The sequence below is a fragment of the Streptomyces sp. NPDC026417 genome, from assembly GCF_055567695.1.
In genome coordinates this window covers 236,997-249,920 of the sequence record NZ_JBVHPY010000009.1, presented here as the reverse complement: position 1 = coordinate 249,920, position 12,924 = coordinate 236,997, and the positions used below count along the sequence as shown (strand labels likewise).

10 protein-coding genes and 1 pseudogene are annotated in these 12,924 nt (G+C 74.8%); 8 read left to right on the top strand and 3 right to left on the bottom strand.

What is annotated here, in order from left to right:
• Nucleotides 1-184 precede the first annotated feature (184 nt).
• Nucleotides 185-1,651, top strand: a complete 1,467-nt coding sequence (locus ACZ4NT_RS17170) for a DNA-3-methyladenine glycosylase 2 family protein (protein WP_467726132.1) — start codon at nt 185-187, stop codon at nt 1,649-1,651.
• Between the two features lie 2 nt (nt 1,652-1,653).
• A complete protein-coding gene (locus ACZ4NT_RS17165; protein ID WP_467726077.1) occupies nt 1,654-2,169 on the top strand; it encodes a methylated-DNA--[protein]-cysteine S-methyltransferase in 516 nt (171 codons plus the stop codon).
• A gap of 15 nt (nt 2,170-2,184) precedes the next feature.
• On the opposite strand, the gene ACZ4NT_RS17160 is transcribed toward ACZ4NT_RS17165, so the two are convergent.
• A complete protein-coding gene (locus tag ACZ4NT_RS17160) occupies nt 2,185-2,553 on the bottom strand; it encodes a PPOX class F420-dependent oxidoreductase (protein WP_467726075.1) in 369 nt (122 codons plus the stop codon).
• A gap of 99 nt (nt 2,554-2,652) precedes the next feature.
• On the opposite strand from ACZ4NT_RS17160, the gene ACZ4NT_RS17155 reads away from it, so the two are divergent.
• The 3 genes from ACZ4NT_RS17155 (at nt 2,653) to ACZ4NT_RS17145 (ending at nt 5,603) form a co-directional block, all read left to right on the top strand.
• A complete protein-coding gene (locus tag ACZ4NT_RS17155) occupies nt 2,653-3,147 on the top strand; it encodes a MarR family transcriptional regulator (protein ID WP_121406758.1) in 495 nt (164 codons plus the stop codon).
• On the top strand, nt 3,144-3,602 hold the full coding sequence (locus tag ACZ4NT_RS17150; RefSeq protein WP_121406760.1) for a MarR family transcriptional regulator: 459 nt from the start codon (nt 3,144-3,146) through the stop codon (nt 3,600-3,602). The genes ACZ4NT_RS17155 and ACZ4NT_RS17150 overlap by 4 nt, the downstream gene beginning before the upstream one ends.
• Before the next feature lie 849 nt (nt 3,603-4,451).
• The gene (locus ACZ4NT_RS17145) at nt 4,452-5,603 is read left to right on the top strand and encodes an SGNH/GDSL hydrolase family protein (protein WP_467726130.1); all 1,152 of its coding nucleotides are present in this window, start codon (nt 4,452-4,454) and stop codon (nt 5,601-5,603) included.
• Nucleotides 5,604-5,612: 9 nt separating this feature from the next.
• On the opposite strand, the gene ACZ4NT_RS17140 is transcribed toward ACZ4NT_RS17145, so the two are convergent.
• Both ACZ4NT_RS17140 and ACZ4NT_RS17135 read right to left on the bottom strand, forming a co-directional pair.
• Nucleotides 5,613-6,095, bottom strand: coding sequence for a DUF456 domain-containing protein (locus ACZ4NT_RS17140; protein WP_467726072.1), 483 nt, complete (start codon nt 6,093-6,095; stop codon nt 5,613-5,615).
• A 36-nt stretch (nt 6,096-6,131) separates the two neighbouring features.
• The gene (locus tag ACZ4NT_RS17135) at nt 6,132-7,121 is read right to left on the bottom strand and encodes a helix-turn-helix transcriptional regulator (RefSeq protein WP_121406764.1); all 990 of its coding nucleotides are present in this window, start codon (nt 7,119-7,121) and stop codon (nt 6,132-6,134) included.
• 1,347 nt (nt 7,122-8,468) lie between these two features.
• Between ACZ4NT_RS17135 and ACZ4NT_RS17130 the strand changes: the two genes are divergently transcribed.
• The 3 genes and pseudogenes from ACZ4NT_RS17130 to ACZ4NT_RS17120 all read left to right on the top strand — a co-directional run.
• The gene (locus ACZ4NT_RS17130; protein WP_467726128.1) at nt 8,469-10,025 is read left to right on the top strand and encodes a protein phosphatase 2C domain-containing protein; all 1,557 of its coding nucleotides are present in this window, start codon (nt 8,469-8,471) and stop codon (nt 10,023-10,025) included.
• 65 nt (nt 10,026-10,090) lie between these two features.
• Nucleotides 10,091-11,833 (top strand): pyruvate dehydrogenase, encoded by a 1,743-nt coding sequence (locus ACZ4NT_RS17125; protein WP_121406767.1) that lies wholly within the window; start codon nt 10,091-10,093, stop codon nt 11,831-11,833.
• A 509-nt stretch (nt 11,834-12,342) separates the two neighbouring features.
• Nucleotides 12,343-12,816 (top strand): annotated as a pseudogene (locus ACZ4NT_RS17120) (ATP-binding protein); the annotation flags it as partial.
• Nucleotides 12,817-12,924: the final 108 nt, after the last annotated feature.

The following is a 12,924-nucleotide window of genomic DNA, read 5'->3' as shown; positions in this document are numbered from 1 at the left end:
GTCCCCACGATATAGGGGGGGTGGGCCCCCAGCCCCCGCCGGGTCCCCCGGAAGGGTGGATGGGAGACTGGGGACCGAAGGGGTGTGGTTCCCCCCCCCCCCTCCCGCCCCCGCCCCCTTCTCCGATGCCGTGTCCGATTTCCGCCAGCGCCGTGCCCCGCGGTGGCGGAGACTGGATGGCGTGATCGATGAAGAGACCAGGTACGAGGCGGTGCGCAGCCGCGACGCCCGTTTCGACGGGGAGTTCTTCTTCGCCGTCGCGACGACCGGGATCTACTGCCGCCCGAGCTGCCCGGCGGTGACGCCGAAGCGGCGGAACGTGCGGTACTACGCGACCGCGGCCGCGGCCCAGGGCTCCGGCTTCCGGGCCTGCCGCCGCTGCCGTCCCGACGCCGTCCCCGGTTCGGCCGAGTGGAACGTACGCGCCGACGTCGTGGGCCGTGCCATGCGCATGATCGGCGACGGAGTCGTCGACCGGGAGGGCGTCGCGGGACTCGCCGTACGCCTCGGATACAGCGCCCGCCAGGTGCAGCGGCAGCTCACCGCCGAACTCGGCGCGGGCCCCGTCGCGCTGGCCCGCGCCCAGCGCGCCCACACCGCACGGATACTGCTGCAGACGACGGGGCTGCCGGTCACGGAGATCGCCTTCGCCGCCGGGTTCGCCAGCGTGCGGCAGTTCAACGACACGATCCGGGCGGTGTACGCGTCCACGCCCAGCGAGCTGCGCGCCGCCGCGGCCCGGCGCGGCTCCGCCGCCCGCCGCGCGCAGACGCCCTCCGCGGGGATCCCCCTGCGGCTCGCCCACCGGGGCCCGTACCAGTCCGCCGCCGTCTTCGACGTCCTGGCCCGCGAGGCGGTCGCCGGCATCGAGGAGGTCGCCGGCCCCCGCGGACGCCGCACCTACCGGCGCACCCTCCGGCTCCCGTACGGCACCGGCATCGTCGCGGTCGGCGAACGCCCGGGACGGCCGGCGCCCGCCCACGCCGGCGGCTGGCTCGACGCCCGGCTGCACCTCACCGACCCGCGCGACCTCACCACCGCCGTGCAACGGCTGCGCCTGCTGTTCGACCTGGACGCCGATCCGTACGCGGTCGACGAGCGGCTCGGAGCCGATCCGCTGCTGGCGCCGCTGGTCGCGGCCCGCCCGGGCCTGCGCTCACCCGGCACCGCCGACCCGGACGAGCTGGCCGTGCGCGCGCTCGTCGGCCGGACGGAGGCCGAACGGCTGGTACTCCGGTACGGCAAGGCGCTGGACGCCCCCTGCGAAACGCTCACCCATCTCTTTCCGGAGCCGGGCGTCCTCGCGCAGGCCGAACCGGAGGGCACGCTCGGCGCACTGACCGCCGCCCTCGCCGACGGCGCCCTCCGGCTCGACGCGGGCGCCGACCGCGACGACGCGGAGCAGGCGCTGCTGGCCCTGCCCGGCATGGACCCGCGCACCGTCGCCGTCATCCGCACCCGCGCCCTCGGCGACCCGGACGCCGCACCCCCGGACGAGAACATCCCGGACGCCTGGCGCCCCTGGCGCGCCTACGCCCTCCGGCACCTCGAAGCCGCCCCGGACGCGGCCACGGACCGACCGGCAGCCGGAGACACGGACGCCGGCACCGACACGCACGCAGACGCAGACGAGGAACGGGAAACCCACTGATCATGTCCCCGAAGAGCACGACACACTGCACGACGCTGGACAGCCCGGTCGGTCCGCTGCTCCTCACGGCCGACGACTCCGGCGTCCTGACGTCCCTTTCCGTACCGGGCCAGAAGGGCGGTCGCACCCGCCTACCGGAATGGCGGCACACCCCCGGGCTCTTCCGGGCCGCCGAGGAGCAGCTGGCCGCCTACTTCGCCGGTGAACTCGACCGTTTCACCCTGGAGTTCAGGGGCGGCGGCACCGAGTTCCGGGAACGGGTGTGGGCCGCGGTCGACTCCGTGCCCTACGGGGAGACGACCACGTACGGCGCCATCGCCGCGCGGATCGGCGCCCCGCGTGCCGCCGTCCGTGCCATCGGCGGTGCGATCGGGGCCAACCCCCTGCTCATCGTCCGCCCCTGCCACCGGGTGATCGGCGCGGACGGTTCACTGACCGGCTACGCGGGAGGCCTCGACCGCAAGCAGCGGCTGCTCGCCCTGGAGGGGCACGGACACAGGGGGTCCGCCCGGGAGTGATCCGAACGGCACCCCCTAGTCCTCCAGCCCCCAGCTGTGGATCCGCCGGGGATGGATGCGGATCAGCTCCTCGCTGAAGTGCGGGCCCAACTCGTGCGGACCGGTGAGGAGTTCGGCCTCTCCCCGGACGTCCACGCCCCGCACCTTCCACGGGGTGAGACTGACGACGTCGTCGACGACGAGGGCCACCTTCGGGTTCTTCTGGAGGTTGCGCCACTTCTTGGTCGTCCCCATCGCATACCCGCCGATCAGGATCGTCCCGTCGTCCTGCGGGAAGAAGCCGACCGGGTTCGCCTGCGGCTGTCCGTGGGCGTCGACGGTGGCGAGCCGTCCCAGCCGTTGCGACGTGAGGTAGGCACGCTCGGGCTCGCTGAATTCGGTCATGGCCGCAGCCAAGCACTCCCGCGTGGGACGCGCATCGGCTTTCGGTCCTAGGTCCAAAAATAGTAGCCATGGACGTAGTAGCCATGTACGGTATTCGTCATGAGCAAGGGTTCACCGGGTCCCACGCCCGGCTTTCTGGTGTGGCGGCTCGCCAACAAATGGCGGGTCGCGGTCGATCGCGCGGTGGCTCCGCTGGGCCTGACCCACGCGCAGTACTCGCTCGTCGCCTCGCTGTACGGCATGCAGCGCGCCGGTGAGCGGCCCAGCCAGCGCCGGCTCGCCGACCACACCGGCCTGGAGGCGTTGTACGTCTCGAAGCTGGCGCGTGCCCTGGAGTCGGCCGGGCTCATCGAGCGCACCCGCGATCCCCGTGACCCGCGTGCCGTGCAACTCGCCCTCACCGAGCAGGGCGAGGCGGTCACTCGGCAGGCGGTCGTGGTGGTCCAGGAACTGCTGGAGCAGTTGCTGGAACCGCTCGGCGGCCTCGGCGCCGCCCGGACGCAAGCGTTCACCGACGAGCTGACGGCCCTGCTCCACGCACCTCTCGCGCCATCCGTACCGAACGACGAGAGCACACAGGGGACACCACCATGACGACCACCGCATCCACCACCGCCGGACCGCTCGCCGACGCCCGCGCCCTGGGGCTGGCCCACTACGCCGCGCGCGGCGTCCTGGAGCACGTGCTGGCCCGGCACGGCCTCACCTTCCAGCAGCAGATCGCCCTGCGGGCCGCCGCCACCGCGGACACCCCGCCGACTACGGACGACCTGATCGCCCAGGTCCGCGGCTCGCTCAAGGCCGATCCCAGGGGCATCCGCGTCACGCTCGACGAGTTGCTGGCCAAGGGGCTTCTCGTCGCGGACGGCGCGCAGCTCCGTGCGACGGACGCGGGACGCGAACTGATCGCAGCGGTCGGTGCGGAGACCGCCCCCGTCTCCGCCCGCATCTGGGGCGGCATCCCCACCGGGGATCTGGCCGCCGCCGGTCGTGTCCTGGCCCTCGTCACCGAGCGCGCCGACGCGGAGCTCGCGGCCCTGACCGCCTGACCCCGCGGGACCGGCGGCCGGCCCCTCCGCGGGCGGAACGGCAGGGGCCCGGGTCGCCGCCGTTCCCCGGTGCCTCCGGGCTCCTGCGGCCTCGGGACACCCAGGCCCCCGGCCACCCGGCCCGCGTCCCTCCCGGCCCCGGGGAGTCCGCCGGGGGCCGGAGACTCCCTCAAGCCGAGGCGAGCACCGCAGTTCCGCCGTCGTGTCCGTCGGCGTTCGGGATTGATTCGCGCCCGGCGTTCGGGGGCTGCCGCGTGTGCGCGCCGGTCCGGGGCCCCGTGGGGCGGGGGCGGGGTTCCGCGCTGTCCCGTGCTCCGGGGTGGAACGGGAGACGGCGTGCGGCCAAGGGTGTGACGGGGTGTTGGGGCGCGGCGGGGGCCGGGAAGCCATGGCCCCATGACCCGAGCGATCAAGGTCCGGCACGTCCTTGCCGTCCTGGTGACGGCCGCGGCGCTCGCCCCGCCGACCGCCGGAGCCGCCGCCGGCCCCGCCCGGGCCGCAGCCGTCCCCCGCCACGGCGCTCCCGCTCACGGGGCGTCCGCTCACGGGGCTTCCGCCCACGGCGCTCCCGCTCACGGAGCTTCCGCTCACGGGGCTTCCGCTCACGGGGCTTCCGCCCGCGATGCCACGGGTCGGCAGACCGTGCCCCGTCGTGCTCCCGGGCCCGCCGCCGCGGGCGGCGGGGTCGACGGGCGGGACGCGCGGGTCCGCGACGCGCTCCTCGTCGGAGCGCTCGGCCCGGACGCGGCCCCCGCCGTCCGCCCCGCGGCTCCCGATGCCTCGGGCGCACGCGCGCGCCGCGCCGCCGTGGCCGACCCGCTGCCTCCCACCCCCGCCGTCACGGATGCCCTGACGGCGGGAATCCTGCGCCCCGCGGAGCGGGAGTGGACCGGTACCTGGGAGGCCGCCCCCTCCGCGACCGTGCCCGGACTGCCCGGTGCCTCGGTGCGCAACGTCGTGCACATCAGTGTCGGCGGCAGGGCCGTGCGGGTCCGTGTCTCCAACCGGTTCGGCGGCGCGCCCCTCCCGATCGGCTCGCTCACCGTCGCCCTGCAGAAGCCCGGCGCCTCGGACAGCCCGGACGCCGTCAAGGGCTCGCTGCACTCGGCCACCTTCGAGGGGGCCGGTTCCGTCCTCGTCCCGATGGGCCGGGACCTGGTCAGCGACCCGGTACCGCTGCGGGTCCGGGCCGGCGCCGACCTGCTGATCTCGGTGCACACGCCGGCCGGCGCGGGCCCGGCGACGTACCACCGCTCCGCACTCCGGCCCAACTACCTCGCCCGCAGCGGCGATCACACCCGCGACGAGAGCGGGCGCGCGTACACCGCCACCGTCGGCAACTGGTACCACGTGACGGGCGTCGATGTGCTCGACGCGCCCGCCGTGGGCAGTGTGGTGGCCCTCGGCGACTCGATCACCGACGGGACGGGGTCCACGTTCGGCGCCGACCACCGCTGGCCCGACCGGCTCGCCGAGCGGCTGCGCGGCCTGCCGCCCGCCCGCCGACTCGGCGTGCTCAACGCCGGGATCTCGGGCAACCGCGTCCTGCGCGCGGGCGTCGGACCCGACGCGGTGTCCCGGCTCGACGCCGACGTCCTCTCCCGTACCGGCGTGCGCGCGCTGATCGTGATGGAGGGCATCAACGACATCAAGGGCACGCCGGAGCAGCTGGACCCCGGCGCCTTCGAGGACGCGTACCGGCGGATCGTCGGCCGCGCGCACGCCCGGGGCATCCGCGTCATCGGGGGCACCCTCACCCCGTACGGCGGGCACGCCGCTCACACGAAGGCCCGGGAAGCGGCGCGGCAGGCGGTCAACGCGGTCATCCGCGCCGGAGGCCTCTTCGACGCCGTCGTCGACTTCGACGCGGCCGTCCGCGACCCCGGCCGGCCGTACCGCATCCGTCCGGCGTACGACCCCGGGGACCATCTGCACTTCAACGACGCCGGGATGCGGGCCCTGGCCGACACGGTCGACCCGGCCTCCCTCCTCACCCCGTGAGGCGTCCGGTCAGCCCCAGAGGACCGCCGACACCCAGGCTCCCATGATCAACAGGCAGGCGAACAACTCCGTCAGCACGTTCCAGCCGCCCGCCCGCATCGCCGTCCGCAGGGCGGCCACGGCCTCCCCGTGCCGCCCGAGACGCAGCCGCTCGGAGAGATAGATCCCGCCCATGAAGCCGGGAACCGCGCCGAGCACCGGCAGCACGAGGAAGCCGAGCAGCGCGCCGGATCCGGCGTACACCGCCATCCGGGGAGTGGCCCCGCTCTCGCGCAACCGGCGCGGGGGGAGCGCCCACCGGACCGCCAGGGACAGCAGCAGCACCGCCGTCGCGCCGACGAGCACGCTCCAGGTGAGCTTGCGCGGGTCCTCCAGTGCCCACCACAGGACCGCGGCCCAGACGAGCCACGACCCCGGCACGCCGGGCACCAGTACTCCGACCAGGCCGAGCAGGATGACCACGCCGACCAGCAGGAGCTCCCACACTCCCATCTGTCCAGGGTGCAGGAGAACCGGCGAAGCCGCAGGTCAGTCCTGTCGGTCCCGGGCCACCCAGGCCCTCTCGTACGCGTGCCAGCCCAGCTGCAGCCGGGTCGTCACCCCCGTCAGCTCCATCAGCCGCTTCACCCGCCGCTGCACGGTCCGCAGTCCCAGATCGAGCTGCTTGGCCACGCTCGCGTCGGTCAGGCCGGCGAGCAGCAGCGACAGGATCTCCAGGTCGGTGGCGTCCGGCCCGTCCGGGGCCTGCTCGGTGACGCCCCGGCCGCCGAGCCGCAGGGGCAGCGCCTCGCGCCACACCGACTCGAACAGGCCCGACAGTAGTTCGAGCAGCCCGCTCGCGTGCACGACCAGCGCGGCGGGTTCCGCGGTGTGCGAGGTCAGCGGCACCATCGCGAGCGTCCGGTCGGCGATCACCAGCTTGGTCGGCACGGTGTCCACGACCCGCACCTGCTCGTCCCGGCCCAGCGCGGCGGTCAGCTCCGTGATCCCGCTGGGCAGGTCCAGGACGGCCCGCTCGACCACCACGCGGTAGGCGACGCCCCGGTCGGCGGCCTGCGCTTCGGCGTCGTTGTCCGTCCCGGAGACGACCACCGGGTTCCCCGTGACCAGCGCGCACACCTCCTCGCTCGCGCCGAGCTGGAGTTGGAGGAACCGCTGCGCGACCGCCGCCGCGCCGATCACCACCTCCACCAGGTCGTGCACGGCCGGTTCGGCCGCCTGCGCCCGGTACTCCTCGGCCAGCAGCGCCGCCGCCAGTTCGGCCTTCTCCAGCTCGTGCCGCTGCTGGGTGAGCAGCGCGCCCAGCGCCACCCCGGGCGGCGCCGCGACCCACCGGCCGGGCCGGGCCGTCGACTGGGCCGCCAGGCCGTGCCGCTCCAGACGGCGCAGGGCGCGCTCGGTGTCGTACTCGCCGAGCGTGAGCCGGCGTGCGAGATCGGGCACGTCGGCGGCGCCCACGGACACCAGTGCCCGGTACGCCGACTCGTGCGTCTCGTCCAGACCTATCGCTCCCAGCATGCGGAGACGTCCCTCCCCAAGGATCCGTGACGGCCCGGCCGTGGCGGAAAACGGCCACGGCGCAAACCCGCCTTCCCACATCATCGCCGCACCACCCGCCTCTCTGACAAGGTGACGCCACTGGGGTACCAACCACCGCCCGGAATGCCCGGCTTGGGCCTGCCTGGCCTGCCTGGCCTGCGCGGACGCGGGAGGTGGCGGTTCCCGTCGAACGTGACCGCGCATCAGAGCGGAACCTCAGGGAACCAGGTGACACCCAGGGCCGGGACGACCGCTGTGCGCGGCGGCCCGGCGTCCTGATCGTGACCCGGCCCGCGTGCGGTGGGCCCCGGTCACCCCGGCGCCGCCGGGCGGTTCTCCCGTGGGGGGTGGGACCGCCCGGCGGTTTCGCGCAAGGGTGTTCGAGCCGACGTCCGTGCGGCCTCCGACACGCCGCCCGATCGATCTCCGGCAGCCGGTTTTTCCGGATGCACCGTTTTCTTACGGCCCCCTCGGTGGACAATTGGGGGCATGAGCCAGCAGGGGGAGAGGCCCACCGGTCACGAGGACGACTGGTGGAGGCAGCTGTACGACGACTCCGCGGGAGACACGGGGCCCGCGGCGGCGGCCGACTCCCTCGACGACCGGTTCGCGTCGGCGGCCGGCACGGTGGGGCGCGGCCGCGTGCCGGACACGCCCTCGGACGAGGTACCGCCCCGGCCGGGGGAGACGGCCGGGGTGCCGGAGCAGCGGACCGGCGGTTCCGGACGGCCGTCCGGGACGCCCGGGGCACGTGGTGGTCCGCCGGGCGGGGAGTCCCGCGGTTCGGACGGGGCTCGCGGTGCCGCGCCGGACGCGGACGACGCGGCCGCACAGACGCCCGAACCGTGGTGGCGCCGGGGACCGGCCGACCGGACCGCCCCGTGGGACCCGCCGCCTCCGCCCGATCCCGTCCAGGCCCGGCCGTCTTCCGCCGCCCCACTCCCGGACGGCGGCCCGCCGCCTGCTGTTCCGCCGCCGGTGGAGGCCCCGCGCGCACCGGCGGACGCACCTCCGCCCTCCGCCGGTGCGTGGCCGGCCGGGGCTCCTGAGCCCGGTGGCCCGGTGCCGCCGGACGGTTCGCCGCCCGCGGGGGCGCCGCGGGTGCCGGGGGACGCACCTCCGCCCTCCGCCGGCGCGTGGCCGGCGGAAGGGGCTCCGCCCGGTGGCCCGGTGCCGGTGGAGGCCCCGCGCGCACCCGGGGACGTACCCGCACCTCCCGCCGATGCGTGGCCCGCGGAAGGGGTGTCCCCGGTCGGCCGGGGACACGGTGACAGCCGGCTTCCCGCGGGGGCGCCCTCCGCCGGAGCCCCGTGGCCGTCCGCCGACGTGCCGCCTCCCGCGGACGGCCCGCCTGCTCCGGGCTCGCGGTCCGGGGGTACCTCCGGGGAGGTACCCCCGGTCCCCGCCGATCCATGGCCCGCCGAAGGGGTGCTTCCTTCGGACCAGCCGCCTGCCGACGCGTCGGCTCCCGCCGCTGCCTCCCGGCCCGGCGTGCCCCCGCGGCCGTCCGTCGCGCCTCCGCCCGTGGACGTGCCGGCGTCGGCGCCGCGGCCTGCCGGAGGGGCGCCCCCCGAGACCTCGCCGCCCGGCGCGCCCCCGCGCCCACCCGTGGGACCCCCGTCCGCCGCAGGTCCGGACTCCGTCGCCTCCCGGCCCGACGACGGCCCGGGTCCCGCGGACTCGCCGCCCGGCGTGCCCCCGCGGCCGTCCGTCGCGCCTCCGCCCGTGGACGTGCCGGCGTCGGCGCCGCGGCCTGCCGGAGGGGCGCCCCCCGAGACCTCGCCGCCCGGCGCGCCCCCGCCCGCCGGTGTCGCGGGGCCCGGTGAAGGGCCGCTTCCCGCCGGTTTCGTGCGGGCGCCGGTGCCGGAGCGGGGCGACGTGCCCGGTCCGGAGTCTCCCGGCTCCGAAGAGGCGCCCGTCTCCGTCGGGTTCGTGGGGTCGGGGCCGCCCACCTACGACGCGGAACCCACCGCGCTGCCGCCCGCCGATCCGGACGAGCTGGCCGACCTCGTCGCCGACACGGTGCTGGACGGGGCGCAGTACGGCGCGTGCACGCTGCGGGCAGTCTCGGTGCGCGGGGACTCCGCGCGGTACCGGGGCGAGCCGCGCCGGGACGCGCTGCTCACCGCCCGCTTCGGGGCGGGGGAGCAGGCGCTCGTCCTGGTGGCGATGGCGACCGGCGCGCGGACCGCACCCGGCGCGCACCGGGCGGCGGCGGAGGCGTGCCGGTGGATCGCCGGGGCGGTCGGCCGCAGCCACCTCCGGCTGGCCGAGGACATCCGGGCCGGCCGGCGCGGCGACCTGAAGTCGGGACTGCACCGGCTCACCGACCGCAGCCTCGGCAAGCTGCGGGCCGGCGCGGCCGAGCAGGGCGTCGCACCGGAGGAGTACACCGCGGGCCTCAGGTGCCTGCTGCTGCCCGCGGATCCCGACTGCCGTACGCGCGTCTTCTTCGGCGTGGGCACCGGCGGACTGTTCCGGCTGCGGGACGGCGAGTGGCAGGACATCGAGCCGCGTGTCGCCGAGACCGCGGGTGAGGCCGTCGTCGGGTTCGGCTCGCTGCCCCACGAGACCCCGGACGGCGACCGGCTCACCATGGACCTCGGCATCACGACGCCGCCGAGCCCGTACGAGCCGGCGCCCCCGCCGCCGCGCGCCCCGTTCCGGTTCCGCGCCTCCGTCGCCCGGCCGGGTGACACGCTGCTGCTGTGTACGGCGGGTCTGGCGGACCCCTTGCGCGGTGAACCCGAGCTCGCCGAGCACCTGACGAGGCGCTGGTCCCCGAGCGAACCGCCGGGCCTCGCGGCGTTCTTCGCGGACAGCCAGGTCAGGGTCAAGGGGTACGCGGACGACCGGACGGCCGCCGCCGTTTGGGAGGCGTAACACCCCGGCCTGTGAATTCATGGAACCCGAAGGGATCTCTCGGAGACCGAAGGGCACGTGAAGTCATGGCCAAGCAGAACGTCGCCGAGCAGTTCGTCGACATCCTGGTCCGCGCGGGCGTGAAGCGGCTGTACGGGGTCGTCGGCGACAGCCTCAACCCCGTGGTGGACGCCGTCCGGCGCAACGCGGCCATCGACTGGATCCACGTCCGGCACGAGGAGACCGCCGCGTTCGCCGCGGGTGCGGAGGCCCAGATCACCGGGAACCTCGCGGCCTGCGCGGGTTCCTGCGGTCCGGGCAACCTGCACCTCATCAACGGTCTCTACGATGCGCACCGGTCCATGGCCCCCGTCCTCGCTCTCGCCTCGCACATCCCCTCCAGCGAGATCGGGCTCGGGTACTTCCAGGAGACCCATCCGGAGCAGCTCTTCCGCGAGTGCAGCCACTACAGCGAGATGATCTCCAGCCCGAAGCAGATGCCGCGTCTGCTGCACACGGCGATCCAGAACGCCGTCGGGCGCAGTGGTGTGAGCGTGGTGACGCTGCCGGGCGACATCGCCGACCAGCCCGCCCCGGAGAAGGCCGCCGAGACCGCCCTCGTCACCTCGCGGCCGAGCGTCCGGCCCGGCGACGCCGAGATCGACAAGCTCGTCGCGATGATCGACGCGGCCGACAAGGTCACCCTGTTCTGCGGCAGCGGCACGGCGGGCGCGCATGCCGAGGTGATGGAGTTCGCCGAGAAGATCAAGTCGCCGGTGGGACACGCCCTGCGGGGCAAGGAGTGGATCCAGTACGACAACCCCTTCGACGTGGGGATGAGCGGACTGCTCGGCTACGGCGCCGCCTACGAGGCCACCCACGAGTGCGATCTCCTCATCCTGCTCGGCACCGACTTCCCGTACAACGCCTTCCTGCCCGACGACGTGCAGATCGCCCAGGTCGACGTGCGTCCCGAGCACCTGGGCCGCCGCTCCCGGCTCGATCTCGCGGTGTGGGGCGACGTGCGCGAGACCCTGCGGTGTCTGACGCCCCGGGTGAAGGCCAAGAAGAACCGCCGCTTCCTGGACAAGATGCTGAAGAAGCACGCCGACGCGCTCGAAGGAGTCGTCAAGGCGTACACCAGGAAGGTCGACAAACACGTCCCGATCCATCCCGAGTACGTCGCCTCGGTCCTCGACGAACTCGCCGACGACGACGCGGTCTTCACCGTCGACACCGGCATGTGCAACGTGTGGGCGGCGCGGTACATCTCGCCCAACGGCCGCCGCCGTGTCATCGGCTCCTTCTCGCACGGCTCGATGGCGAACGCCCTGCCGATGGCGATCGGCGCGCAGTTCACCGACCGGCACCGCCAGGTCGTCTCGATGTCCGGCGACGGCGGCTTCACCATGCTGATGGGCGACTTCCTCACCCTGGTCCAGTACGACCTGCCGGTGAAGGTCGTCCTCTTCAACAACTCCTCGCTCGGCATGGTGGAGTTGGAGATGCTGGTCGCCGGGCTGCCCTCGTACGGCACGGCGAACCGGAACCCCGACTTCGCCGCCGTCGCCCGGGCCTGCGGGGCCTACGGGGTCCGGGTGGAGAAGCCCAAGCAGCTCGCCGGTGCACTCAAGGACGCCTTCCGGCACAAGGGGCCCGCGCTCGTCGACATCGTCACCGACCCCAACGCCCTCTCCATCCCTCCGAAGATCAGCGCGGAGATGGTCACCGGCTTCGCCCTGTCCGCCTCGAAGATGGTTCTCGACGGGGGAGTGGGCCGCATGGTGCAGATGGCCCGCTCCAACCTCCGCAACGTCCCGCGCCCCTGAGCCCTCCCGGCCCGGGGTCGCCCCGCCGTGGTCCGCCGCTCGGGTGTCGAGCGGCACGGACCGTCCCTCCATGCGGAGTACGGCCGAAGCAGCAGACAGGAGTGGGCAGTTGGGGTGATCCCGTACGGTCGGTACGCCGACCTGGACTGCGGGGCCGAGGGTGCGCCGGGACCGCCCGGACCGGCCGCCGCGTCCACCGCCGCATGCCCCGGACCGCCCCTGCCCGTACGGGCGGGGCGTCCGGATGCCCGTGGGGCGGGCCGCCGAACTGCCTCTGCAAGCACTCCAGTTGACGCGTGCTCGGCGGCGAGGCGTCCGGCGCGGGGGGCTCGGGGGCCCGCACGGCCCGGGCTCGCGGCGGCGCTTCCCCGCTCACGCCGCGGCAACCCGGCGCCCTACGGCAGGTGATTGACGATTCAGCATGACTGTCGCCTTCCGGGGGAGGGCATGGATCCCCGTGAACGTGTTCGAGCAGGAGGGAAACCGACATCGGCGTGCGGGCGGGGGTCATGAAGAGGCAGGCACGTGTGGGTGGTCCCGTGGCACTGGGGGCACCCGCGGCGAAGACAGCGGAGGAAGAGGTCGAAGACGGTCCGGGCGAGCCGGGAGCGACGCAGCTCAGGCGCCGGCTCGCACGGGGGGATCTCAGGGCGGTGCCAGAGGCCCGCAGGGCACTGAGAGAGCTGTTACGGCACTGGGGGAGACCGGGGCGCACGGAGACGGCCGAGCTGCTGACCAGCGAGCTCGTGACCAACGCCCTGATCCACACCGACCACGACGCGGTGCTGACGGCCACCGTCTCACCGCACGGCCTCCGTGTGGAGGTGAGGGACTTCGTGGCACGCAGACCACGGCTGCGGGTACCGAACGCCGACGACGGTACGCACGGCAGAGGCCTCGTCCTGGTGCAGTCCCTGGCCGACGCGTGGGGCGTACGGGTGCACGGCGTGGGCAAGGCGGTCTGGTTCGAACTGGACGGGGGGGGGGGGGGGAGGGGGGGCCCGCCCCCGCCCGGGGGGGGGGGCCGCCCGGTACCCCCCATGCCGTCCTGGGGTTTGTTTTGAGCTACCCCCACCCAAACCCCTGTTCCG